This window comes from Leifsonia sp. 563, assembly GCF_040545055.1.
GTDB lineage: Bacteria > Actinomycetota > Actinomycetes > Actinomycetales > Microbacteriaceae > Leifsonia.
In genome coordinates this window covers 166,090-188,738 of the sequence record NZ_JBEPLE010000001.1, presented here as the reverse complement: position 1 = coordinate 188,738, position 22,649 = coordinate 166,090, and the positions used below count along the sequence as shown (strand labels likewise).

Here is a 22,649-nt window from a genome sequence, read left to right as displayed (position 1 = left end):
AGTGATTCGCTGTCAGGATCCTGACGAACGGGAGCGGGCGACAGGTCTTGCTTGACAGGATCGCGGCCACCTGCCATCCTAAAACTGCTTTCCGCAAGGAAGGCAGGGCAATACCGCAACACCGGCCGCTCCGTGAGGAGTGGCGACAACTACTGCAAGTCCGAAAGGGCTTCTGGATAACCCAAAGACCGCGCATCCCGCACGATTGAGATATCAGAAGCCGACGCAAGTCGGCTTTTTTGGTTTCCGGGCCAGAGGTTCTTCTTCATCACATAGGAGAACGAGAATGACCTTCAACACTGCAACTATCCCTACCGTCGTCACGATCAAGTTTGAGCAGCTCGCCCGGCAGACCGCCGGCGGAATCACGCGGATCTCAGGATTCTTGCGGGCGCGGCATTTCATTGCGATCATCGACGCTCTCGACTTAGAAGCGAATCCCCGGGCGGCCCGTGTCGGCCGCGTCACCAACGCGATCATCGAGTCCATTCAGACCACGCCGAAGGAGTTTCCCTTCAAGACAAAGGGTGTTCTTCTTGGAGCGACCGAGTTCGACGTCCTCGACCGCGGTCGTGTGAAGGCGGTCTTCACTGAGCCCGGCAAAGAGGGCATCCTCGACGGCGGACACAACACGATGGCGATCGGCATTCACATCCTCCGTGCGGCCGGGGTTCCCGACGCGAAGGTCCGCAAGGCAAAGGATTGGGCCTCGTTCCGCGCCCTGTGGCTGGACGAGGCCGAGGCGGTCAAGACGCTCCGCGGTGAGCCCTCTGCTTTCGGCCAGTCCGAATCGACAGAGGACGGTGAGCTCGCCTTCCTCATCCCTGTCGAGCTCATCGTGCCGAGCGACCCCGATGACCTTGCGATCGTAGACGCATTTCAGTCGTCGATCCTTGAGATCTGTGCGGCGCGGAACAACAATGCCGAGCTCGTTGTCGCCGGCAAGTCGAATCAGGCCGGATTCTATGAGGACCTCAAGCAGCTCTTGCCGCCTAAGATCAGCGCCCGGATCGAATGGAAGACCGGAGAAGGTCAGCCGGTGAAGGTCTCGGACTTGATCGCGATGAGCTGGATCCCCTTGAGCCTCTTGGAGCCCATGCCGACTGACGAAGGGGTGCGTCCGGTTGTTGCTCCGATCCCGCAGAACCTTTACCGGAACAAGGGAGAGTCCCTCATCAAGTTCGACGACCTCATGCGCCTCGAGGCGGTCACGTTTCAGGCCGACGGCAAGTTCGAGTTGCGCAACCAGCGTGTCCGCAGTGCGCTGAAGGTGGCGGCCAAGATGCCTGAGGTGTTCGATCTCATTGAGGAACTTTTTCCTGACGCGTACAACAAAGCCGATGGCAAGTACGGCCGGATTGGCGCGGTGAAAAAGATGAATCAGTCCAAATCGCCGAAGACCTCGAACTTCGAGGGCCGTCCGATCCCGGTCGCTAGCCCGGACGGCTTCCTGTACCCCGTGATCTACGGCGTACGGGAGCTGATGATCCAAACCGCCGACGGCAACATCGAGTGGCGGGTCGAACCGCTTAGCTTCGTGCGGGAGCATCTCGTAGAGATCGCGGAGGCGTACAAGGCAGTAGTCTCTGCTCTGGACTGGGATCCGGTGCGGGTCGGTAAGGCGCCTCTCGCCTATCAGGTCGTCGCCACCGCATATCAGGCGGCACTCGCGAACTCGGGCAAGTAGGCGTTAGCCCGACGATGACGACATAGTTCACCACGGGCTTGGGGGTGGAAGTCAAGCCAGGCTTCCACCCCCACATCGCCCTCCAACCGAACCAATGACGCGGTGACGGACGCACGTGGCGCTCCGGCAGGACGATGACTACGTTTCGTCGATCACGCCCAGCTACTGTCGCGGTCTTGAAGAGGCGGGATCATCTCGCCATAGACCGAGGTCGAAAGTCTCTTGCACCGACTGGGCAACTGACGGACGCATATGACAGCGGGTCCTGTGTTTCCGCTTGAGCCGCTCGTGAGGGGTCTGGCCTGTCTCTGGATGCAGGAGCGAGAGTCCTGAGTCGCAGTCGTGAGCACCCGAGCGCTCCATCCGAAGGGGCCGCAAGTACTTCGGCGAAGACACGTTGCGGGTGCGTGCCCGGTCGGTGCCTACGGCCCCGTTCCGATCTATTTGCTCTCAACCCGAGCCGGGCGCAAAGGGCGTTGCGGTTTAGGGGCCCCAGCACGCCGGCCCCTAGAGCGCCGCCATCCTCACCGCCCACCCACCCACCGTTCGATCCTCCGGTGGTCCGGCGTAAACCCGTGCTCCACGCCCCACAGCACAGCCTGCGTGCGGCTGCTCGCGCCGATCTTGCGGTAGACGCTGCGGATGTGCGACTTGACCGTGTTCGGGCTCAGGTACGTCAGTTCGGCGACGGCCGCGTTGCTCTTGCCCTGCGTGATGAGGGCCAGGATCTCGGACTCGCGGTCCGTGATCCCCTCCTCTTTGCCGGGCCAGTCGAGTTCCTCGGCGCTGCGGGCTCGCGCGGGGGAGTCGCTCACCACGATCTGGCCGGAGTTCACGGCTTCGAGGGCGGCGACCAGCTCTGAGGCTGTGAGGGTCTTCGAGAGGTAGCCGTGGACGCCCTGAGCGCTGGCGCTCTCGATGAGTTCGGGATGGAAGTTCCACGTGTAGACGACGACGTGGCGGGCTCGGGGGTTCCTGACGAGCTCGCCGATCTGCGCGTGACCGGACTCGGGTTGCGCGAACGCGTCGTACAGGACGACGTCGATCGGCTCATCCAGCCGGGCGTTCGCGTCGATCTCGGCGACGACCAACCGGTCGCGGAAGTCATCCAGCATGTGCGCGAGGCCGAGCAGCACGACGTCGTAGTCGTCCACAAGGGCGATCGTGAACGGCTTCGTGGCTACGTCCGGGGCTGCCGACATGGCCGCACATTACACCCCTAGGGGTGAGGCGCCCCGACCTCGCCGGTGGTTGCGTGGAGCCATCAACCCCCGACCAGAAAGGGTCAACTGATGAATATCCTGCTCATCATCATCGCTGTGATCGCCATCATCCTCCTGCTCACGGGAGGGTTCGTCTCGTCGCTGAACTTCCTGCTCTGGGTCGGGATCGTGCTCCTCGTCATCGCGGCCATCGTCTTCCTCGTCCGGATGCTCACGGGAAGCCGGCGCGTCTGACCCAACCCACCGAGGCGGTGCGGGGGAGGAGCGGTCGTCCGCTTCGTCCCCGGGCCACGGCATCCAGCTCGCCGCCGAAAACGCGGGTGTCCTCAGGTGTCCGAGCGCCGGCGCCGGCGCACCAGCGCGACGATGATCAGCACGACACCGGCGATGAGCACGATGGGGCCGATGGTGCCCCACACCGGTGACCCGCTCATGACCGAACCACCGAGCACATTCAGCCCCTGAAGCGTCCACAGCAGTCCGATGAGGACGAGCACGATGCCGATGACGAGGAACAACCACTTCGTTTTCACGATGCGAGGCTACGTCTCCTGTGGCGATCCGTGGGTGCTCCGCCCGAATCCCGAGACGCTCAGTCGTGAGGAGGGCGACGCAGCCGCTTGATGTCCGTGCGCCGCTTCTTCGCATCCAGGCGCCGTTCCCGGGCTCCGCGACTCGGCCTCGTCGGTCGTCTCGGCGCCGCGGGCGGCCGGAGGGTGTCGGCCACGATGTCGGCCAGCCGAGCGCGCGCGGCCTCCCTGTTGCGCAACTGTGCGCGGTGCTCGGATGCGGCGATCGTCAGCTTCCCGTCGACGAGGCGACCGCCCAGACGCTCGAGGAGCCGATCGCGCTGCGCGGGGGAGAGAACGGCGGAACCCGCCACATCCCACACGAGTTCCACCCGGGAGTCGGCCGTGTTCACCCCTTGCCCGCCGGGGCCCGACGACCGCGAGAACCGCCACGACAGCTCGGACTCGGGGATGGTGAGTCCCGAGTCGACCTGAAGGCCGGGGCGGTGAGGGGCGGGCATGAGTCCATCATCCCGCGCTCCCGCTAGCTGGGTCGGAATCGCAGCGCGGTCACCCCTGACCGGAACTCCTGGCGATCCACGAGGTCCAGCTGGATGCGCTCGCGCAGACCCGCCAGCAGCGTCGGCCCGTGCCCGGCGATGATGGGATGCACGACGAGCACGTACTCGTCGATCAGCCCCAGATCCGCCAGCGCGAGGGGGAGTGTCACCCCGCCGACGAACAGGCCATCACCGGGCTGCTCCTTGAGCCGTTCCACCGCTTGCCCCACGTCGCCCTGCAGCAGTTCGGCGTTCCAGTCGACCTCGTTCAGCGTGCTCGATACAACGTGCTTCTTCGTCCCATCGATGGCCTCGGCGAACGGGAGCTGCGACTCATTCATCCACTCGGGCCAGGTGCCGGAGGCCGGCCGCCGCCACGCGGACTCCATCATCCCGTAGGTCACCCGCCCGAAGATGAGGGCGTCGGCCCGCTCCATCTCCGCGGTCCAGTAGCGCATCGACTCCTCGTCCGGGGGAAGCCCTGCTTCGTGATGGCAGCAGCCGTCGAGGGTGACGTTGATGGCGTAGCGAAGCGGTCTCATCCCGTTCTCTCCCTTGATGTGCGATGCGCCTACTTACGGGACGGTACTACCTCGCCGCGTGACCATGGCCTCCGCCGTCGCCACGACGTGGCTGCGGTAGCGGCGCTTGGCCTCCTCATCGGACACGTCGCCGAACACCATCCGGACCAGTTGTGGCGCTGCCACGAACCAGTAGCACATGGCGATGATCGAGAAGAAGGTGGCCTCCGCATCGCCGTCCGCGTCCCCTTCGCTGTCGAGTGCGGCCCGCACGGCGGCGACCCGGGACTGGAAGTAGTCGGACCGCTCCGCAAGGGCGGGCACGTCGTCCGCGCCGTAATGCAGCCCCTCCTGCTCGAACAGCCACGCCACTGACGGGTCCGCGGTGAGGAAGTCGAACAGGTCGCCGGCGTACGCGGCGAGGTCGTCGGACTGGATGGCCACCGTCTTGGCCAGCTCGCCGAGCTTGGATTGCAGGGTCGCCTCGAACAGGTCGTCCTTGTTGCCGATGTAGGAGTAGATGGACGCCTTGTTGACCTCGGCCCGGTCGGCGATCCGCTCGATGCGCGCGCCCCCGACGCCATGGCGCGCGAACTCCTCGGCACTCGCCTCCAGGAGCAGGCGGATGCTCTCATCCCGGTCGTACCGTCTGGCCATGGCGCCTCCCGCTTTTCTTTTGCCTGGACATGACCTACCATACAACTAAACGTTTATTTATATTGGAGGTCGCAATGAACGTCGAACTCACGCAACGCACCATCACCGAGGCTCGGCTGGACGCCGCGCAGGTGGCAGAACTCACCAGCCGCCCGCAGGCAGCAGGCCCGCAGGTGGTACTCCAGGCCGAGGGTCTGGGCTCCCCCCGTCAGTGGACCGCGCAGCTCCCCACCGCTGCAGACCGCATCGTCGTCGAGTACGACTCGACCGGCGGGCGCTTCGAGCGCGTGTGGGCACTGTCAGCGCAGACCGGCAGCACCCGGTACTACACGCTGGAGCACGACACCGACGGCGAGTACATCAGCCGCTGACCGCAGCAACCACGTCAGCCGGACGAGAAAGGGCGCAGCATTCGCTGCGCCCTTTGCTGTGTCCGGGATGCGATGCCCAGGCCCCGACGAACTGGGAGCGTCGCCCTACTGGTGTTCGGGGAGCAGCGGCGTCGACCAGCCGGGATCGCGACCGAGCTGTGCGGCGCGCGCGACCGAGGTTGCGCCGAAGCGGTCGCGGACCGCGTCGAGCACGGTGTCGAGACGCGCGCCGTCATCCCAGTCGATGGGCAGCTCGGGCTGGAAGCTGTCCGATCGCCCGAGGTGCGAGAGCGAGATGCCGATGAGGCTGATTCCCCGCTCGGCGATCTCGGGCTGAACCGCGGCGAGGAGGCTGCGGGCCACGGTCAGCAGCACGGAGGTGCGGTCTGACGGGAAGCCGAGCGTGCGCGATCGCGTGGCGCGAGCGAAGTCGGCGAAGCGCAGCCGCAGCACGATCGTGCGGCAGGTGCGATCCCCATCCCGCAGCCGTCGAGCCAGCCGGTCGACGATCTGGGTCAGGATGAGGTCGAGCTCCTCCGGCGTGCGCGGGCGGCTGCCCAGTGCGCGTTGCGAGCCGATGGAGCCGCGGCGCTTCGTCGCGTTGACCGGGCGGGGGTCGCGCAGGCGGGCCAGGGCGTGCAGGTGCGCGCCGGCCGCCCTACCGAGCAGCCTCTCGGCGGTGGCTTCTTCGAGTTCGGCGAGCTGACCGACGGTGCGGATACCGAGGCGGTGGAGCTTCTCCGCGGTGACGGCGCCGACGCCCCAGAGGCGTTCCACGGGGAGCGGGAGCAGGAACTCCTGCTCCCGGTCGGGTTCCACCAGGATGAGGCCGTCGGGTTTGCTTACGGCGCTGGCGACCTTGGCGAGGAACTTCGTTCGGGGGATCCCGACCGAGATAGCGAGTCCGACTTCCGCGCGAACGCGTTCCCGCAGCCGGGTCGCGATCTGCTCGGGCGTGCCGGCGATGCGTCGGAGTCCACCCACTTCGAGGAAGGCCTCGTCGATCGACAGCCCCTCCACGATCGGGGTCGTATCGCGGAAGATCGCGAACACGTCCTTGCTCGCGGCGGAGTACGCCTCCATCCGTGGCGGGACGACGACGGCCTCCGGGCACAGGTCCCGCGCCTGCCGGCCGCCCATCGCGGTGCGCACCCCGCGCGCCTTCGCCTCATAGCTGGCCGCGAGCACAACGCCGCCGCCGACGATGACCGGGCGGCCACGCAGCTCGGGCGCATCGCGCTGCTCGACGGAGGCGTAGAAGGCGTCGAGGTCGGCGTGCAGCACGGTCGCCTCGCCCCGCATGCCAGCTTCCGATCCATCGAACGGGTGTTCAGAGGAATCGTCGCAGGGACCGCGGACATCGGAGGTGTCCGCTCGCTGGCCGGCTAATGAGCGTGCAGGACCGCCCAGGCGATGAGGCTGTCGAGCCGGCGAACGTCAGCGCCGCGGCCCAGCTTCACTTTGATGTGCCCTGCACGCGTCCAGAGCTCGATTTCAGCGTTCAGGTCGAGCTTGCCGGCGTTCTCGGACGACCACATGTTGATGGAGCTGTAGGGGAGGGAGTAGATCTCCACCTTCTTGCCGGTGACGCCCTGCGCGTCGCGGACGATCAGTCGCTTGGTGGTGAAGATCGCCGAGTCACGAAACGTCTTGAATGCCGCCACCGCCTGCTCGCCATCCACGAGAAGAGGAGTCACATCCTCGGGAATGGGGATTTCGTTGTGAAGGGTCCAGGCGGTGATCGGTGCAGTTTCCATCCCGCAAGCCTGTCAGGCGAGAAGTCGGTGAGCATCACCCCAGTGCGGGGCGGTGGGGCCTTTCGACCGTCCACCGCCCCATCGATCCGGCGCGTCAGTGCAGCGTGATGGTCTGCCCCTTCGAGAAGGCGTTGTCGCTCACCTGGATGCTCGCCGCCTGAGTGCCCGCGGGGACGTCGAAGAGGATCGGACCTTGGATCGCGTTGCCGGGGTTGATGGCGGCGACCCAGGCGCTCTGATCCGGGCTGGCGTAGAGCGTCGCGGTCGGGTCGGCGTCGAACGTCTTCCCGGAGGCGTCGACGAGCTTCACATAGTTGACGATGAAGGTTGCGGCGCTGTTGCCCGTGTTGGCGATCTTCAGATCCACCTGGAGGTACGTTCCCTGGGCGGTCTGCGTCAGCGGAGATGTTCCCACGGTGGTGCCCGCCTCCTGAGACCCCAGGACCGTGTACTCGAACGAGCCGACCTTCACGGGCGTGTTCAAGCCAGGCGCCGCGGGCTTCGAAGCAGCGGGCGCCGAAGCAGCGGGCGCCGACGCATTGCCGCCCGTGCCCCCGGCGCCCCCGGCCGGCTGCGGCGTGCTGCTGCAGCCGGTCAGTGCCAGCCCGGTCGCGAGCGCGGCAATGGTGGCGAGTGCGGTGATTCGACGGAACATGGGTCCTCCTGGTGGATGCGATGCCGGTTATTCGGCCCACCAAGCGAATCGTGAGGCGGGAGGGTCTCGGCACCCCGGTTCGGTCCGAGCCCGCCGGACGAAAGGAGGGGCGCTGCCCCTCCGAAAGGCGGCGCAGTCCGGCGAGTCGCCGCCTCTACGATCGGTTCATGGCACACACCCCGCCCGCGCCGAGCGCACAGAGGCCACGCACCGCGGCGGAACCTTCTCGCGCCCGACGCGCATGGGCGCTCGTCGGTTCGGTCGGACTGTCCGTTTTGTGCGCCCTGCTGGCCATCTCGGCGGGCGGAATACACGCCGGTGAGGGATCGACGTTCGCCCCACCCGTTCAGCTGCTCGCCACTGTCGGGGCATTCGCCATGATCGCCGTCTCGGTGACGCTCGTGTGGCGTCACCGATATCCGGTGCTCGTTTCCTCGCTCGCCATCGGTGGTGCGGTCGTCTTCCCGACGACGCCCCTTCCCGCGCTGGTCAGCCTCGCCGCGGTCACCGCCGTCACGACGGGATGGAGGCGCTGGGCATTCGTGGCCGCCACCTACCTTGCCACCGTCGTGGCGCTCTGCTGGGATGTCGCCTCGCACGTCTCGCTGCTCTCCGACTTCGTCGGCGAACCGGCCGCCGGTACCCCCGAGCGGTTGGCGCTGTACTGGGCTGTGCCGATCGTCGCCGGGGTGATGGTCGTCCCTTTCGCGGCTTTCGGATTCGTCCGGCAGCTGCGATCCGAACGCGACGTCGCCCAGCGCGGCACGGAGGCGGCCAACCGGAATGTCGCGCTCCTCCACAGGGAGGTCGAGCGGGAGCGCGAGCGGCAGGAACTGGCCCGTGAGCTGCACGACACACTGGCGGCGCGGCTGAGTTCCCTCTCTCTGCACGCCGGAGCGCTGGAACTGACCGTCGGGGGCTCGGATGAGAAAGCGGCGGCAGCAGCGCGTGCGGTTCGCGAGACCGCACAGCATTCCTTGGACGAGCTTCGGGATGTCGTGCAGGTTCTCCGGCATCCATCCCCGACCGCAGGCGGTACCGGTTTGGCCGACCTGGCCGGGCTCGTGGACGCTGCGCTGCGGGAGGGCGCGGACGTGCGGGCCCAGCTGGTGATCACGGACCCCGCGTCCTGCGATCCTCACGTCGCGCACGCCTGCTACCGGATCGTTCAAGAGTCCCTGTCGAACGCGCGACGCCATGCGCCGGGCACGCCGATCCGTCTGGAGGTCAGGGGCGCACCGGGGGCGGGTCTCACCATCTCGACCACCAACTGGCTGACGCCAGGCGCGCAACCGACCTCGGTCGGCGGTGGACACGGTCTCACCGGCATGAGCGAGCGGGTCGCCCTGGTGGGAGGGTCCTTCCAGGCCGGAACGACCCAGGATGGCACCTTCGCGATCGTCGCATGGCTGCCGTGGAGGTCCCCGCCGAGCTGAGTTTCGCGAGCCGGCTGTACCGCTCGATAGACTCCGGTCTGTGACCGACCCTCACATCCGCGTGCTCGTCGTCGATGACGATCCCATGGCCGCGGCCGGCGTAGCCGCGGTTCTCGGAGCTGCGGGCGACATCGAGGTCGTCGGACGCTGTTCCGATGGCGATGAGGTCGCGCAGGCTGTCGCCCTGCACCATCCCGACGTCGTCCTCTGTGATGTCCGAATGCCAAGGATGGACGGCGTCGCGGTCGTCGAATCCTTCGACAGCGTTCGTCCGCGTTTCCTCATGATGACGGCGTTCGACGAGGACGGTCGCGTACTCGACGCCGTGAGTGCCGGAGCCGCCGGGTTCATGCTGAAGGACGAGGACCCGCACCGGATCATCGAAGCAGTCCGTCAGGTCGCGGCCGGCGATGCCGCCTTCTCGCCGCGCGCGGCGCGCCAGCTCTCCGCCTGGGTCCGGGACGCGCGCAGTGCGACCGCGCGACGCGACGCCGCCGCGAAGATGGCGGAACTCACGCCTCGGGAACGCGAGTTCGCCATTGCGGTGACGAACGGGGCCTCCGACGCGGAACTCGCGCAGACGTTCTTCGTCGCGGAGACGACCGTCAAGTCCACCCTCGCGGGGATCCGTGCGAAGTGGGGCGTCCGGACGCGAACCGAACTTGCCGTGGTGGTCGCGCGCTCCGGTGCCTGAGAATGCGGGCCGTGTGGTCCGAGCCGATCAGTGCAGCGTCACCGTAGCGCCGTCGCCTCCCCACCAGCCGGTGATCAGCTTCACGCGGTCGAGGCCGGCTCCGGCGGGCACATCGAAGTAGACGCTGCAATTGACGCTGAGCCCGGGGTTGACGGTGGTCGAGAAGGAGTCTTCTCCGAAGCTGCCCAGGCTGGTGTCCGCTTCGTAGCGGGCGTTTCCGATGTACCCGAAGACGTCCCACGTGGAGACGTTCTGCGGTTGCGAGCTGCCGTTGGCGACGACGAAGTCGACCTTGCAGAACTGGCCCTTCGGCGCGACCGTGCCGAAAACGTCATCCTGCGTTCCGAGACCGCATTGAACGCCTGTCACGGTGAAGGAGACTCCGCTCCGGCTCGCGACGCTTTGCCCGATGCCGGGCAACGACGGAGGGGCGGACGGGGCTGGGCTCGGAACGGCCGGGTTCGGGCTTGGCGTGGGGGTCGGAGACGGCGCAGTGGCGTTCGGTGAGGTCGGAAGGGCCGCCGGCTCGGCATCGGGGGTGGCCCCGCCGGCGATCCCGAACGATGCGATGCCGACGAACAATGCGATCAGCCAACCGATGCTCGCGACGCTGATCGCCGAGATCGACTGTCCCTTGCCCGCTTGACCCTTCACGAGGGCGCGGATGGCGAGAACCAGCGCGGGCACGAACAACAGCCACGCGATCCATGCTGCGAACGGGATCACGCCGAAGACGAATCCGATGATCGCGAGGATCAGCGCGAGCGTCGCAAGGGACGAATCACGCGAGGGGCGAGCGTTGTCACCCCCGTCGTTGCGCAAGGGGGAGGAGTCGCGGGGCGTTGCCGGGCCGCTCGGGGCTCGGTTCACTGTCCAAGCAGAGCCGTCCCAGTAGCGCTGTTGTCCGGGATACTCGGGATCCGGGTACCAGCCGGCAGGAGGATTCGTCATCGTCGTAGCGACATGGGTCCCGCCGCGCGTACGGCGGGACCCACGAGAGCCTTACTCGTCGCCGGTGCCCGTGGCGAGGCAGCTCACCGTGGCGAACTGCCCGGTGGCGGTCTGCTCGGAGACGACCTTGCCGCCCACGGTGATCTTGCACGCGACGTCGCCGCCGTCCTGGCCGGCGGTCGCCGTGACGGAGAAGCTGCTGAAGTCGAACGTGCCACCCTTCTTGACGGAGATCGTCTTCGTCCACGGCAGCGGCGTGTTCGACGCCGTCTCGGACTTCGATCCGCCATCCGCGTACGTCGAGTACACGATGGTGGTGTCGGTGCTCGTTCCGGTGACGTCGTAAACGACCTCGACGGGCTGGGAGGCGACCGCATCCTGCTTCTTGATCTCATCGTTCACGGCGTCGTTGACCGCCGAGGCGAAAGCCGCCGTGTAAACGATCGACATGACGATCGACAGGATGATCGCGACGCCCGAGAGGATCGTGCCGGTCAGCGCCACGCCCTTGGACTTGTTCTTCTGGACCAGCCCGATGATCCCGAGGATGAGACCGATGAGACCGAAGAACCACGCGCCGTAGCTCAGGAACGGGATGAAGGCGCTGACGAGCGCGATGATTCCGAGGATCAGTGCAGCGATGCCGAGGCCGTTACCGGTCTTCTGAGGCGCGGGTGCTGCGTACTGCTGCTCGGGTGCGGGCGGCGGAGGAAGGGTGCTCATTCGTGGTCCTTTGCTGTGTGGAAATCTGCAGCGGAGGCATAGGTCCTCCAAAGCCTTCTTAGGCTCTCAGAAATGAGACTTCCTCTTCCAACCCCCGAAGGGGGGTCCGCGATGCCGCTGGCCCGCTGCTCACGCCACGCTGCCCCTCGAGTCTCAGCTACGATCACGGCGCGGGCGACCCGTCACCCCCGCGCTACGTACTCCACCAGCAGCGCCCCCGTGTCCATCGTCCGCGACGACACCAGCTCCAGGTCGGCACCCGGACCACCGGACGCGAACACCGATCGCCCGCTTCCGGCAAGGCGCGGCATGAGGAGCAGACGGTAGCGGTCGACGAGCCCCGCCGACACGAGCGACTCGACCAGGGACAGGCCTCCGACGGCGACGATCTCGCCGTCGATGTCGTGCTTGAGGCGGGCGATGACGTCGGGGAGCGGACCCCGGGCGACGGTGGTGTTCCAGCCGGGGTTCTCGAGGGTGTTGGAGACGACGACCTTCGGGAGGGCGTTCATCGTGCGGGCGAAGGCGCGGTAGTCCTCCGGGTTGTTCTCGTCGGCGGCCGCGGTGGGCCAGTAGCCGGCGTTGAACTCGTAGGCGACGCGGCCGTAGAGGAGGGTCTGGCCCTCGTGCGCGTTCGCGCCGGACCAGTACTGCTGCATGTCATCCGACCAGTCCGGCGAGATCAGTTCGCCGTCCGTGGTCTCGGTGTAGCCGTCGACGGTCAGGAACATGGCGGCGGTGATGGTTCCCATGGTGGTTTCTCCTTCGTGAGATTCGGTCAGGCGGCGCGGTGCCGGCGGACCAGGGTGAGCGCAAGCGGGAGGGCCAGCGCGAGGATGAGGAAGGCGAGCGGGCTGCCGATCAGGGCGGCCAGCGCGCTGACGGCGAGGGCGCCGACGGCCATTCCGCCGTCGTAGCCGGCGTTCCAGAGGGCGCTGACGGTCCCGAACTGGCGTTCGTCGGCGTTGGCGTACATGTCGGCGATCGTCGCGTTCTGCAGAGCGCCGAAGCCGAGGCCGAAGAGGGCTGCGCCGGCGAGCAGAAGCAGGATGTTCGAGGTCGCGGCCAGCGCGGCCATCCCCGCCGCCGAGAGCAGGATGCCGGGGACGAACAGCCGACGGTGGCCCACGCGGTCGCCGAACCGGCCCGCAACCCAGCGGCCGACAGCCGTGGTGGCGGGCTGCACCAGCAGCAGCGCCGGGCCGAAGGCGACGGCACCGCCGGACAGCGCGCCGGGGACGCAGGTGACGACGACACCGGCCACGGCGGCGGAGGCGGCGAAGACGAGCGCTGGGCGGAGGATCGACGGGGAGCGCAGTCCGGCGAGGATGCCGGCCGATGCGGCTTCGACCGGAGATGCAGGGCGGAGCGACCGTCCGGGCAGGCCGGCGACGGTTGCGAGGGCCAGCAGCGGCGCCGCCCCGGCGATCCAGAACACCAGAGCCGGTCCGGCCGCGGCGGTCAAGGTCACGCCGAGCGGCAACGCGATCAGCGACGGGACGGCGCTGACCAGGCCGGCGACGGCCAGCCCCTCGCCGCGACGCTCCGCGGGGACCAGCGCGGCCGTCACGGCACCGCCCGCCACGATGGCGAGGGCGAAGCCGAGGCCGCGCAGCACCCCGACCGCGACGAGCGCGGGGACGGAGGAGGAGCCGAGCAGCAGGAAGGTCGGAGCCCCGAGCAGGATGAGGCCGGCGGCGAGCACCGCGCGAGCGCCCAGCCGCTGCATCAGCCAGGGCGAGACCAGTTCGCCCGCCACGGTCGCCCCGAGCAACGCGCCGTTCGCCAGGCCGCCCGCGATCGGCGAGGCCGACTCGGCGAGCAGCGGCACGACGGCCAGCGGGAGGAAGAACCCCACGGAGCACGCCACGATCGACACGAAGCGCAGCAGCAGTGGGCGGGTGATCAGCCGCGGCCGGGCGGTGCGGCCGGTGGTCGGGGCGGTGGTGGTGAGTGTCGTCGCGGTCATGGGTACGACACTAGGAACCGGGTGGCTCAGCAGTAAGATCCATTGCCATGGCGGTGGAGTGGTCCAATTCGAGTCCCGAGCTGCTGATCCAGCTCGACCGGGACTCGGGCGAGCCGCTGCGGTCGCAGCTCCAGACCCAGCTGCGGGATGCCATCCAGACCGGACGGCTGAGCGCGGGGGAGCGGCTGCCGTCGTCGCGCGACTTCGCCCGGAGCCTCGGTGTCGCCCGCGGCACGGTGCAGGACTGCTACGAGCAGCTGCGATCGGAGGGGTACCTCGTCGCCCAGACCGGATCGGCCACCCGGGTCGCCGACCTGCGTGTCGAGCCGGCCGGGGCTTCGACGGCCCCCGGCGCACCGATGACGACGCCCGACCCTCACCCGCCTCGCCGGTGGATCGCCGACTTCGCCTCCGGCGTCCCCGACCTCGGCACCGTCCCGCGCGACGACTGGACGTGGGCCCTGCGCGAGGCCACCCGCACCGCCCCCAACGCCGCCTTCGACTACGGCGACCCCCGAGGGGATGCGGACCTCCGAACCGTCGTCGCCTCCTACCTCCGCCGGGTGCGCGGCATGAGCGCGCATCCACACCAGGTCGTCGTCTGCGCGGGGTTCGCACAGGGCATCGCGCTGACGTTCCGTGCGCTCGCCGACCGCGGGATGACACGGGTCGCGGTCGAGGACCCCGGCTCGATCGGCACGGTCACCCGGGCGGCGGAAGCGGCGGGCGGGACGGCGGTGCCGGTCGCGGTCGACGATTCGGGGATCGATGTGGATGCGCTGGACGCGAGCGGCGCACGCGTCGTCGTTCTCACCCCGGCGCACCAGTGGCCGACCGGCGTCGTGCTCGCGCCGGAGCGCCGCCACGCGCTCATCGCCTGGGCCGAGCGCCGCGACGCCGTGATCGTCGAAGACGACTACGACGCCGAGTTCCGCTACGACCGGGAGCCGGTCGGATCGCTGCAGGGACTCGCGCCCGACCGCGTCGTCACGCTCGGCACGGTCAGCAAGTCGCTCGCGCCGGCCCTGCGGCTCGGCTGGGCCGTCGCACCCGTGCACCTGGTCGAGGCCCTGACCGCGGCGAAGGAGGCGGCCGACCGCGGTGCGCCGACGCTCGACCAGGTCGCGCTCGCCCGGCTCATCGAGTCCGGACGCTACGACCGGCACCTCCGGCGGATGCGCGCACTGTACGGAGCACGGCGGGATGCGCTCGCGGCGGCGCTGCGGGAGGCTGCTCCGCGCCTCCCGCTCACCGGTCTCGCGGCGGGATTCCACGCGGTCGCCCACCTGCCGAGGGGTGCCGACGAGCAGGCCGTGATCGCGGCGGCCGCAGAGCGGGGAGTCCGGCTGTACGGGATGAGCACCTACCGCTCGACGCGCAGCGCGCATCCCCCGCAGCTCGTGTTCGGCTTCGGCAACACGTCCGTCGAGGCGATCCGCGATGGGATCGCGGCGGTCGCCGACCTGCTGAGGTGAGCGCCTTGCCAGTCTGGAGGGCGAGGCGTCCGACTCACGGCAGGTAGCGCAGCCACTCCTGGCGCGACAGCCGTATCCGGCGTCCGTGGTGGTCGACGATCCACTCGGTCAGCGTGGACGAGATGTAGACCGCGATGATGGTCTCGGCCGTCCACTCCTCGCGTCCGCGCGTCCACCGGATCAGATGGAACTCGGCCCCGCGGCGAGGCGTCAGCCCGATGGGCAGATCGATGTAGGTCACGTCCGCTCCTTCCCCGAACCCATGCCGGCCGGAGGGCCCGAACCTCCGACCGGCACGAGAGTCGCATCACTACATCGAGGACGCTAAGGCGCGGGGCGGCCGGCGGCGTCACCCGAACGGGGTGACCTTGTGCAGGTGCGGTGGGAACGGCGTGCAGGCGTCAGCGCTCGTCGACCAGGTCCAGCGGCTCCAGCAGGCCGAGCTCCGCCGCACGGTCGACCGCGGCCGCGCGCGACTGCACGTCGAGCTTGCGGTAGATGCGCGCGATGTGGGTCTTCACGGTGTTCAACGACACGTAGCCCCGGGCCGCGATCTCGGCGTTGGACAGGCGTGTCGGCAGGTAGGCGAGGATGGCCAGCTCGCGACGGGTGAGCGGATCTGGCAGCTCGTCGGGCCGGGTGCTCACGACCAGCCCCGCGAGCCGCACGACCTCGCGGCGGAAGGCGTCGGGTGCGCCGGGCAGCGCCTCGATCAGTCCGGCGACGGGTCGGCCGGCGCGCACGAAGACGTCGATCAGACCCTCCGGCTCGGCGACGGCCAGCGCGCGAGCCAGGTGCAGCTCCGAGCCGGCGCGGTCGCCGGCGGCGGCGAGGAACCATCCCCGAGCGACGTCGCGCTCGACGCGCTCGACGATCGACGCGGACGGTCCGGCGGGCGGCAACTCGTCGAGGCGGCGCCCGGCGGCCGAGACGTCGCCGCGCGCCAGCCGTCCGACGATCTCCTCGAAGGCGACCGGCGACCACGCGGCCGGAGAGTCGTGCGCCGGCTCCGGCTGTCCGGCGAGCCGGGCATGACGGAGGCGCAGCGCATCCAACTCCACCTGCACGATCGGCGGCGCCTCGGTGACGGGATCGGCGACCTCGGGCTCTGCATCGGGCGGCAGCCCCAGCCGCTCGGCCAGCACGGCCAGCCACAGCAACTGCAGCCGGGCGTTCCAGGAAGCGCGCAGCACACCCTCCCGCAGCGACAGCGCGCCGGAACCCGGCCGTCCCCGCCGGACGGCGACGAGCGCGAGCGCGATGTGCGCATCCCCGGTCGCCGGATGGTCGAGCAGTGCGGACTCCTCGGCCAGGCGCAGGGCCTCATCGGCCCGGGCCGCGGCGCGCACGAGTCGCCCGCTGAAGGCGTCGGCCACGGCCAGGCTTCCGAGCGCGTGGATGCGGTACGGCGTGTACTGCCCGCCCGCCGAGTTCAGCATCCGTTCGATCCACTCCTGCGACTCGTCCAGGTTGCCGAGGAACAGCTGCGCGCGCCCGGCGGCCACCAGCGAGATCGCGAGCAGCAGGTCACGGCGGTTCAGCTGGAGCAGGTCCGGCAGGGTCAGATCGGGGTCGGCGAGGAGGAGCGCCACGGCGCTCGCCGCCTCCTCGTAGGCGGTCTCCGCCGGCGGGTTGAACTGCACGGTGACGCCCAGCCACGCCAGCGCGACCGCGCGGCGCCCGGGGTCGACGTCCGACCGCGCGGCGACACTGCGGAGGAACTCGGCGGCCTCCCGCGCGCGTCCCGTCATCCCATACGTGATCGCGTAGACGATCTCCGCATCCACCGACGTCCGCCGGATGTCGTCCGGGACCGTCCCGAGCCACCGCGCCACCGTCGCGACGTAGCCGCGCTCGAACACCTCCCGGCCGGAGGTGACGACCAGCTCCATCGCGTCGTCCCAGGCCTGGGCGCGCAGCAGCGCCTCGACGGCCGTCGCGGTGTCCCCGCGCCCGCGCGACCAGTCGGCGACGCGCACTAGCAGCGTCCGCTCGAGGCCGGGATGCTCGGCTCGCAGGCGCATCCGCATCAGTTTCCGGAACAGCGCGTGGAAGGCGAACCAGCCGGGCTTCTCCGGAAGAGCGGAGAGGAACATCGACTCCCGCTCCAGCCTGCCGAGCAGGTCCACGCCGAGATCCGCCTCCGTCAGGATGGCCACCAGGTCGGGGTGCAGCTCGTCGGCGACGGACAGCCGCAAGAGGGCCTCGCGCCGCTCGGGCGATTGCGCGTCGAGCACCTCCTCGCCCAGATAGTCGACGATCAACCGGTCGGACTCCGCGAGACTGGCCACCAGATCCTCGCCCGGCCGCGAACGCAGGGTGAGCCCCGCAAGCTGGACGCCCGCGGCCCAGCCGTCGGTGTGCTGGCGGACGGTCGCGGCGGTGCGGAGGTCGACCGCGGAGCCGGTGAGCCGCCCGAGCAGGTCCTCCGTCTCGTCGTCGGCGAAGGTCAGCTGGTGCTGCCGGATCTCGACCAGCGCGTGCTGTAGACGGTGGTGGGTCAGCCGCATCCCGGCGTCCGAGCGGGAGGCGAGCACGAGGTGGGCGTTCGGCGGGAGGCGGTCGGCCAGGTTCGACAGGTCGTCCACCAGTTCGGGCAGGAGCACGTGGACGTCGTCGATGACGATCACGATCTCGACACCCGCCTCTGCCAGGGCGCCGACGAGCGCCTCGAGATAGCTCTCGCCGAGGCCGCCGGTCGCCTCGGCAGCCGGGCGCACCTCGGCCACGGCGGGATGCGCGGCGGCGAGGTCGGCCGCCAAGCGGCGGGCGAAATGCGTGACATCGCGGTCGGCCCGCGTCGCATGGAACCACGCGACCGCGAGATCGGGGCGCGAGGCCGTCCACTGGGACAGCAGCACGGTCTTCCCGGACCCGGCCGGGGCGATGATGACCGTCAATGGGCCGCGGACGCCGACATCCAGCAACTCGAACAGCGCGGGGCGGTCGACCGCGTGCACGGGGGCGAGGCGATGGTCTGGCATCGAGGCGGCTCCGGTCGGCGCGCGTCGGGTCTGCGCCTGCCGAAATCATCCCACAGGGGTGACGACCTCGGGATGCTCGACTGGAAAGATGACGCCCCCTCCTGCATTTCCAGGATACCGGTCGGGCGGGGGCTTGCGGCAAGGCCCATCCCATCCACCAGAATGGCTGGTCGCGCGTGAAATCGTGGCGCGCGGCGGAAGCGAGGATGGGGAGACGCATGGGTTCTGACGTGTTCGACGTGATCATCAGCGGGGGCGGGCCGACGGGCATGATGCTGGCGAGCGAGCTGCGCCTGCACGGCGTGGAGGTGCTGGTGCTGGAGCGGGACGTGGAGCCGACGACCGCGGTCCGGTCGCTCGGCCTGCACCCGCGCAGCATCGAGATCATGGACTCGCGTGGGCTGCTCGACCGTTTCCTCGCGGCCGGCACGGCCTACCCAGGCGGTGGACGGTTCGCCGGCATCCCGAGCCCGCGGCCGGTGCACCTCGACACGACGCACGACTACATCCTCGGGATGCCCCAGCCCGTCACCGACCGCATCATCGCCGAGCGCGCGGCCGAGCTGGGGGCGCAGATCCGCCGCGGCGCGGAGGTCGTCGGGTTCTCGCAGACCGCTGACGGGGTGGAGGTCGAGCTCGCGTCGAGCGAGCGGGTGCGCGGACGCTGGCTGGTCGGCTGCGACGGTGGGCGCAGCCTGGTGCGGCGGACGCTCGGGATCGGCTTCCCCGGCGAGGCGGCGACCACCGAGTGGATCCTCGGCGAGGTCCAGGCGACCTCGTCGGCGGAGGAGATCGCCGCAGTCTCCGAGGAGGTGCGTAAGATTCACCGCGGCTTCGGGATCGGGCCCAACGGCGAGGGGCTCTACCGGGCGGTCGTTCCGGCCGCATCCGTGTCGGAGGACCGGTCGGTGCCGCCGACGCTCGACGAGTTCCGGACGCAGCTGCGGGCGTTTGCGGGAACCGATTTCGGCATCCACTCGCCGCGCTCGATCACGCGGTTCACCGACGCGACGCGGCTCGCCGAGCGGTACCGCGTCGGGCGGGTGCTGATCGCGGGCGACGCTGCGCACATCCACCCGCCGCTCGGAGGGCAGGGACTGAACCTCGGCATCCAGGACGCCTTCAACCTCGGCTGGAAGCTCGCCGCGGAGGTCGGGGGATGGGCGCCCGACGGGCTGCTCGACACCTACTTCGGCGAGCGGCACCCGGCGGCGGAGGACGTGCTCACGATCACGCGGGCGCAGAGCGAGCTGATCTCGCCGGAGCCCGGGCCGCAGGCGGTGCGGCGGCTGCTGACCGAGCTGATGGATGTTGACGGGGTGCGGGAGTTCTTCGGCGCGAAGGTCGCCGGGATCGCGGTGCGGTACGACGTAGGGGAGGTGGACGCGGTCTCGGACGCGGGCGGGCTGCTCGGGTGGCGGCTGCGTGACGTCCGGCTGTCGCGGGGGCGGCTGTACGAGCACCTCCACGACGGGCGCGGGCTGCTGCTCGACCAGACGGGAACGCTCAGCGTCGCGGGATGGGCGGGCCGGGTCGATCTCGTGTCGGACGTCAGTGACGAGCTGGATGCGCCGGCGGTGCTGTTGCGGCCCGACGGGCACGTGGTCTGGGTCGGGAACTCGCAGGAGGAGCTGGAGGTTCGGCTGGCGCGCTGGTTCGGGGTCGCGTGAGTCCTCCCTGACCGTGGGCGTGCGCCTCGAAATGGGGTGCGGTCGGGGCGAGACTCGCGGGCTGCGGGTGTGGGAGGCTGTCCTCCGCGCCTCGGTGGGAGGCCGGGATGGGGGACACGCGTGACCGACGCGACAGACGACCGAACTCAGCCGCGATACGGGGAGCTCGCGCCCGGGGAGCCGACGCAGGAGCCGGCGCAGGAGCAGGCGGCAGCGGTGCCCGCGGAGGCACCTGCCGCGACGCCGCCGGCGGATGCCGACGCGCCTTCCGCGGCCGAGTACCCGTCGGCGGAATCGCTCGCGCCCGGCGGACCGCTCACCCAGCAGGAGCGGGTCGGCCGGGGCCTCGCGCTCGCGCTCGTCATCATCCCGGCCGGGGTGATCGCGTGGACCATCCTGTGGAACATCGGCTTCGTCGCCTCCATCGTGTCGTGGGGTGTCGCGGCGGGAGCGGTGTGGCTGTATCGCGCCGGTTCGAAGGCGCGCGTCACGCGTGGCGCCTTCTGGGGGCTCGTCGCGATCGTGGTCGTGACCGTGGTGCTCAGCCTGCTCGCCGGGATCTTCACCGATCTCGTCAGCGCGGTCGGCATCCCGCTGACCCAGGCGCTGACCGACCCGGACTTCTGGGGACTGTTCGCGGACAACATCTTCAACAACGGCGAACTGTGGCAGGCGTACCTGCCGCAGGTGGTCTTGGCCCTGGCGTTCGCGTTCCTCGGCTGCTTCTGGACCATGCGGCGTCTCGCCCGCGAGTCCCGCGCCTAACCGCTCGCGCCGCTCCACCCCCACCGTCGAGTCCGCAAACTTTGCACGCGACGCGCCGTGAGGGCGTCAAGTTTGTGCGGACTCGACGGTGGGGGATGCGGTGTCAGGAGGTGGGGAGGGTCAGTTCGGCGAGGAGGAGCTCGTCGGCGCCGTCCGTCCACGTTGTGGTACGGGCGATGCGGAAGCCGGCGGCCTCCACGGTGTCGGCGAGGTGCTCGACGGAGTCGAACGGGGCGTGGTCGATGAACGCCTGCGGTGGGGCGGAGCGGTGCTTCGACGGATCGAAGGTGAGGAACGTCGCCGTGACGGCATGCCCGCCGGGGCGGAGGACCCGCGTCCACTCGGCGATGGCGGCGACGGGATGCGGGAACAGCTGGAGTCCGGTGACGCACGTCACGAGGTCGAACGTGCCGTCGCCGAGCGGCAGGCGGGTCGCATCCGCCTCGAGGAGGTCGGCGTCCGGGAGGTGGCGGCGGGCCTCGGCGATCATCCGCGGGGAGAGGTCCACACCGGTGGCGCTTCCCGTGAAGCCGCGGTCGCGGAGGGCGCGGAGCACCAGGCCGGTGCCGGTCGCGACGTCGAGCACCGCCTCCACCCCGGTCAGGTCGACGAAGCCGGCGACGGCAGCGGCGAGGTTGCGGTGCATGGCGCTCTCGTCGTACGTGGGCGCGCGGTCGTCGAAGCGTTCGCGCACGGCCCGGAGGTGTTCGTCATCCGTCACGGCGGCCAGCGTACCGAGGTCCGGAGCGACGAGGGAGGGCCGCGAAAGAATTAGCGACGGCCGGCTCACCCGAAAAAGCCGACCGCCGCGCACCGGGAACGCAGTACAGCTGCCCGCCCCCTGCGGTTCAGCCTGCCATCCGTTGCTTAGTGCACACAGTAAAGGGCTTTCCTGTGTTGTCAACCGGTCTGCAGCTATGAATTCCGGATGTTCATCTCCAGTTCACGCACCGTGCGCGCGACGGCCTCGGGTGCCTCCCACGCGGTGAAGTGGCCGCCGCGCTCCAGGCGCTCGAACGAGCGGATGTCGGTGTAGCTCTTCTCGGCGAGCGACCGCGGGTAGGCGGCTTCGTGCCGCTGGATAACGATCGCGGCCGGAACCTCGATCAGCGGGTGCAGGTCGTCGTCGTCCGGCGACTCGCGGTAGGGGCGGAAGCTCGTGCCGATGGAGCGGGTGACCCAGTACAGGGCGACGTTGGTGAGCACGTCATCCACCTCGAAGTGTTCCAGCCCGTCGCCGTCGCTCCATGCAGCCACCTTCTCGGCGATCCAGGCGAGCAGACCGCTGGGGGAGTCGAGGAGCGCGGCGGCGAGCGTGTCGGGACGCGTGCCCTGGAGGTGCGCGTACCCGGACTCCTCGGGTCGGGCGACCGACCGCAGGAATTCGGTCTCCTCCTCCGTCAGTTCGACGCCCGGCCGGGAACGCCCAGAGAAGGAGGCATGCGTGGCGACGATTCCGGCGACCGACTCGGGATGCGTCCCCGCCAGCCAGTCGCTCACGCCCGCGCCGACATCCTCTCCGTAGGTCAGATAGCGGTCGTATCCCAGCTCGGAGGTCATCAGCGTGTTCCACCGGCGAGCCACGCCCTGGGCGGAGAAGGGCTCGGGCAGCGCCGCCGAGTAGCCGTACCCGGGCAGTGACGGGACGACGACGTCGCGGTCTTCCGCGAGCAGATCGGCGAGGTCGAGCATCGAGGCGAACGAGTACGGCCAACCGTGGGTGAGGACGATCGGGAGGCCGGACGCGCGGCGCGCCGGGAGGCGCACGACGTGAACGTCGGAGCCCTCGACGTGCACTATCCGCTGCTCGTATTCGCTGACCCGCCGCTCGAAGGCGCGCCAGTCGTACCCCGTTCGCCACCGGTCGACCAGCGCCGCCAGCACGCGCGGCGGAATGCCGTTCGACCACTCCGGGCCCGGCGTCGGCTCGGGCAGGATGGTCGCCTCCAGCCGGCGCCGGAGGTCGTCGAGCACGGTCTGCGGCACCTCGATGCGGAACTCCATGGGCCGAACGTAGTCGCTGCCACCGACAGCGCCACCGG

24 protein-coding genes are annotated in these 22,649 nt (G+C 69.5%); 8 read left to right on the top strand and 16 right to left on the bottom strand.

Annotated elements, in window-relative coordinates:
* Positions 1-286: 286 nt before the first annotated feature.
* Positions 287-1,687: a hypothetical protein gene (locus ABIC47_RS00895; protein WP_354476460.1), complete on the top strand. Its 1,401-nt coding sequence runs from the start codon at positions 287-289 to the stop codon at positions 1,685-1,687.
* Between the two features lie 524 nt (positions 1,688-2,211).
* Here the strand turns inward: ABIC47_RS00895 and ABIC47_RS00890 are convergent.
* Entirely contained in the window at positions 2,212-2,889 is a 678-nt protein-coding gene (locus ABIC47_RS00890; protein WP_354476458.1) for a response regulator transcription factor, read from the bottom strand.
* A gap of 90 nt (positions 2,890-2,979) precedes the next feature.
* Between ABIC47_RS00890 and ABIC47_RS00885 the strand changes: the two genes are divergently transcribed.
* The gene (locus ABIC47_RS00885) at positions 2,980-3,144 is read left to right on the top strand and encodes a hypothetical protein (RefSeq protein ID WP_018191731.1); all 165 of its coding nucleotides are present in this window, start codon (positions 2,980-2,982) and stop codon (positions 3,142-3,144) included.
* Between the two features lie 92 nt (positions 3,145-3,236).
* Here the strand turns inward: ABIC47_RS00885 and ABIC47_RS00880 are convergent, their stop codons facing one another.
* Genes ABIC47_RS00880 through ABIC47_RS00865 form a run of 4 tightly spaced genes read right to left on the bottom strand, consistent with a single transcriptional unit; the run spans position 3,237 to position 5,157 of the window.
* Positions 3,237-3,443, bottom strand: a complete 207-nt coding sequence (locus ABIC47_RS00880; RefSeq protein WP_029042984.1) for a hypothetical protein — start codon at positions 3,441-3,443, stop codon at positions 3,237-3,239.
* A gap of 59 nt (positions 3,444-3,502) precedes the next feature.
* Positions 3,503-3,940 carry an alternative ribosome rescue aminoacyl-tRNA hydrolase ArfB gene (gene arfB, locus ABIC47_RS00875; protein WP_354476455.1) on the bottom strand — a complete coding sequence of 146 codons (438 nt, stop codon included), beginning with the start codon at positions 3,938-3,940 and terminating at the stop codon, positions 3,503-3,505.
* A 23-nt stretch (positions 3,941-3,963) separates the two neighbouring features.
* Positions 3,964-4,521: a dihydrofolate reductase family protein gene (locus ABIC47_RS00870; protein WP_354476453.1), complete on the bottom strand. Its 558-nt coding sequence runs from the start codon at positions 4,519-4,521 to the stop codon at positions 3,964-3,966.
* 33 nt (positions 4,522-4,554) lie between these two features.
* Positions 4,555-5,157: a TetR/AcrR family transcriptional regulator gene (locus ABIC47_RS00865; RefSeq protein WP_354476451.1), complete on the bottom strand. Its 603-nt coding sequence runs from the start codon at positions 5,155-5,157 to the stop codon at positions 4,555-4,557.
* A gap of 74 nt (positions 5,158-5,231) precedes the next feature.
* Here ABIC47_RS00865 and ABIC47_RS00860 point away from each other — a divergent pair, with 74 nt between their 5' ends.
* Positions 5,232-5,528 carry a hypothetical protein gene (locus tag ABIC47_RS00860; protein WP_354476449.1) on the top strand — a complete coding sequence of 99 codons (297 nt, stop codon included), beginning with the start codon at positions 5,232-5,234 and terminating at the stop codon, positions 5,526-5,528.
* A 105-nt stretch (positions 5,529-5,633) separates the two neighbouring features.
* On the opposite strand, the gene dinB is transcribed toward ABIC47_RS00860, so the two are convergent.
* From dinB to ABIC47_RS00845, 3 genes are all read right to left on the bottom strand, one after another.
* Entirely contained in the window at positions 5,634-6,830 is a 1,197-nt protein-coding gene (gene dinB, locus ABIC47_RS00855) for a DNA polymerase IV (RefSeq protein WP_354476447.1), read from the bottom strand.
* Between the two features lie 83 nt (positions 6,831-6,913).
* The gene (locus ABIC47_RS00850; RefSeq protein ID WP_089876784.1) at positions 6,914-7,285 is read right to left on the bottom strand and encodes a PH domain-containing protein; all 372 of its coding nucleotides are present in this window, start codon (positions 7,283-7,285) and stop codon (positions 6,914-6,916) included.
* Positions 7,286-7,379: 94 nt separating this feature from the next.
* Positions 7,380-7,940 (bottom strand): DUF4352 domain-containing protein, encoded by a 561-nt coding sequence (locus tag ABIC47_RS00845; RefSeq protein WP_354476445.1) that lies wholly within the window; start codon positions 7,938-7,940, stop codon positions 7,380-7,382.
* 167 nt (positions 7,941-8,107) lie between these two features.
* Here ABIC47_RS00845 and ABIC47_RS00840 point away from each other — a divergent pair, with 167 nt between their 5' ends.
* Positions 8,108-9,376 (top strand): sensor histidine kinase, encoded by a 1,269-nt coding sequence (locus ABIC47_RS00840; RefSeq protein ID WP_354476443.1) that lies wholly within the window; start codon positions 8,108-8,110, stop codon positions 9,374-9,376.
* Positions 9,377-9,416: 40 nt separating this feature from the next.
* Entirely contained in the window at positions 9,417-10,070 is a 654-nt protein-coding gene (locus tag ABIC47_RS00835) for a response regulator (RefSeq protein WP_354476441.1), read from the top strand.
* A gap of 27 nt (positions 10,071-10,097) precedes the next feature.
* On the opposite strand, the gene ABIC47_RS00830 is transcribed toward ABIC47_RS00835, so the two are convergent.
* The 4 genes from ABIC47_RS00830 to ABIC47_RS00815 form a co-directional block, all read right to left on the bottom strand.
* Entirely contained in the window at positions 10,098-11,021 is a 924-nt protein-coding gene (locus tag ABIC47_RS00830; RefSeq protein ID WP_354476439.1) for a DUF4352 domain-containing protein, read from the bottom strand.
* A 51-nt stretch (positions 11,022-11,072) separates the two neighbouring features.
* Positions 11,073-11,744, bottom strand: coding sequence for an MmpS family transport accessory protein (locus tag ABIC47_RS00825; protein WP_089876777.1), 672 nt, complete (start codon positions 11,742-11,744; stop codon positions 11,073-11,075).
* 182 nt (positions 11,745-11,926) lie between these two features.
* Positions 11,927-12,496, bottom strand: coding sequence for a dihydrofolate reductase family protein (locus ABIC47_RS00820; RefSeq protein WP_354476437.1), 570 nt, complete (start codon positions 12,494-12,496; stop codon positions 11,927-11,929).
* Positions 12,497-12,522: 26 nt separating this feature from the next.
* Positions 12,523-13,713, bottom strand: a complete 1,191-nt coding sequence (locus tag ABIC47_RS00815; protein WP_354476435.1) for an MFS transporter — start codon at positions 13,711-13,713, stop codon at positions 12,523-12,525.
* A 47-nt stretch (positions 13,714-13,760) separates the two neighbouring features.
* Between ABIC47_RS00815 and pdxR the strand changes: the two genes are divergently transcribed.
* Complete coding sequence (pdxR, locus tag ABIC47_RS00810; RefSeq protein ID WP_354476433.1) at positions 13,761-15,188, top strand: MocR-like pyridoxine biosynthesis transcription factor PdxR; 1,428 nt, start codon at positions 13,761-13,763, stop codon at positions 15,186-15,188.
* A gap of 34 nt (positions 15,189-15,222) precedes the next feature.
* On the opposite strand, the gene ABIC47_RS00805 is transcribed toward pdxR, so the two are convergent.
* Entirely contained in the window at positions 15,223-15,429 is a 207-nt protein-coding gene (locus ABIC47_RS00805; RefSeq protein ID WP_018191719.1) for a hypothetical protein, read from the bottom strand.
* 160 nt (positions 15,430-15,589) lie between these two features.
* Complete coding sequence (locus ABIC47_RS00800) at positions 15,590-18,172, bottom strand: winged helix-turn-helix domain-containing protein (protein ID WP_354476431.1); 2,583 nt, start codon at positions 18,170-18,172, stop codon at positions 15,590-15,592.
* A 218-nt stretch (positions 18,173-18,390) separates the two neighbouring features.
* Here ABIC47_RS00800 and ABIC47_RS00795 point away from each other — a divergent pair, with 218 nt between their 5' ends.
* Positions 18,391-19,842, top strand: a complete 1,452-nt coding sequence (locus ABIC47_RS00795) for an FAD-dependent monooxygenase (protein WP_354476429.1) — start codon at positions 18,391-18,393, stop codon at positions 19,840-19,842.
* A 120-nt stretch (positions 19,843-19,962) separates the two neighbouring features.
* Positions 19,963-20,607 carry a hypothetical protein gene (locus ABIC47_RS00790; protein ID WP_354476427.1) on the top strand — a complete coding sequence of 215 codons (645 nt, stop codon included), beginning with the start codon at positions 19,963-19,965 and terminating at the stop codon, positions 20,605-20,607.
* 103 nt (positions 20,608-20,710) lie between these two features.
* Here ABIC47_RS00790 and ABIC47_RS00785 read toward each other — a convergent pair whose 3' ends face one another.
* Together ABIC47_RS00785 and ABIC47_RS00780 are read right to left on the bottom strand one after the other, a co-directional pair.
* On the bottom strand, positions 20,711-21,328 hold the full coding sequence (locus ABIC47_RS00785) for a class I SAM-dependent methyltransferase (RefSeq protein ID WP_354476425.1): 618 nt from the start codon (positions 21,326-21,328) through the stop codon (positions 20,711-20,713).
* A gap of 194 nt (positions 21,329-21,522) precedes the next feature.
* The gene (locus ABIC47_RS00780) at positions 21,523-22,611 is read right to left on the bottom strand and encodes an epoxide hydrolase family protein (protein ID WP_354476423.1); all 1,089 of its coding nucleotides are present in this window, start codon (positions 22,609-22,611) and stop codon (positions 21,523-21,525) included.
* Positions 22,612-22,649 lie beyond the last annotated feature (38 nt).

Bases quoted from the DNA above. Each gene is read 5' to 3' on its own strand.
- ABIC47_RS00890 (WP_354476458.1), bottom strand. From the start codon at position 2,889: ATGTCGGCAGCCCCGGACGTAGCCACGAAGCCGTTCACGATCGCCCTT.
- ABIC47_RS00865 (WP_354476451.1), bottom strand. From the start codon at position 5,157: ATGGCCAGACGGTACGACCGGGATGAGAGCATCCGCCTGCTCCTGGAG.
- arfB (WP_354476455.1), bottom strand. From the start codon at position 3,940: ATGCCCGCCCCTCACCGCCCCGGCCTTCAGGTCGACTCGGGACTCACC.
- ABIC47_RS00895 (WP_354476460.1), top strand. From the start codon at position 287: ATGACCTTCAACACTGCAACTATCCCTACCGTCGTCACGATCAAGTTT.
- ABIC47_RS00830 (WP_354476439.1), bottom strand. From the start codon at position 11,021: ATGACGAATCCTCCTGCCGGCTGGTACCCGGATCCCGAGTATCCCGGA.
- ABIC47_RS00885 (WP_018191731.1), top strand. From the start codon at position 2,980: ATGAATATCCTGCTCATCATCATCGCTGTGATCGCCATCATCCTCCTG.
- ABIC47_RS00820 (WP_354476437.1), bottom strand. From the start codon at position 12,496: ATGGGAACCATCACCGCCGCCATGTTCCTGACCGTCGACGGCTACACC.
- ABIC47_RS00850 (WP_089876784.1), bottom strand. From the start codon at position 7,285: ATGGAAACTGCACCGATCACCGCCTGGACCCTTCACAACGAAATCCCC.
- ABIC47_RS00800 (WP_354476431.1), bottom strand. From the start codon at position 18,172: ATGCCAGACCATCGCCTCGCCCCCGTGCACGCGGTCGACCGCCCCGCG.
- ABIC47_RS00860 (WP_354476449.1), top strand. From the start codon at position 5,232: ATGAACGTCGAACTCACGCAACGCACCATCACCGAGGCTCGGCTGGAC.
- ABIC47_RS00870 (WP_354476453.1), bottom strand. From the start codon at position 4,521: ATGAGACCGCTTCGCTACGCCATCAACGTCACCCTCGACGGCTGCTGC.
- pdxR (WP_354476433.1), top strand. From the start codon at position 13,761: ATGGCGGTGGAGTGGTCCAATTCGAGTCCCGAGCTGCTGATCCAGCTC.
- ABIC47_RS00845 (WP_354476445.1), bottom strand. From the start codon at position 7,940: ATGTTCCGTCGAATCACCGCACTCGCCACCATTGCCGCGCTCGCGACC.
- ABIC47_RS00795 (WP_354476429.1), top strand. From the start codon at position 18,391: ATGGGTTCTGACGTGTTCGACGTGATCATCAGCGGGGGCGGGCCGACG.
- ABIC47_RS00825 (WP_089876777.1), bottom strand. From the start codon at position 11,744: ATGAGCACCCTTCCTCCGCCGCCCGCACCCGAGCAGCAGTACGCAGCA.
- ABIC47_RS00840 (WP_354476443.1), top strand. From the start codon at position 8,108: ATGGCACACACCCCGCCCGCGCCGAGCGCACAGAGGCCACGCACCGCG.
- ABIC47_RS00815 (WP_354476435.1), bottom strand. From the start codon at position 13,713: ATGACCGCGACGACACTCACCACCACCGCCCCGACCACCGGCCGCACC.
- ABIC47_RS00780 (WP_354476423.1), bottom strand. From the start codon at position 22,611: ATGGAGTTCCGCATCGAGGTGCCGCAGACCGTGCTCGACGACCTCCGG.
- dinB (WP_354476447.1), bottom strand. From the start codon at position 6,830: ATGCGGGGCGAGGCGACCGTGCTGCACGCCGACCTCGACGCCTTCTAC.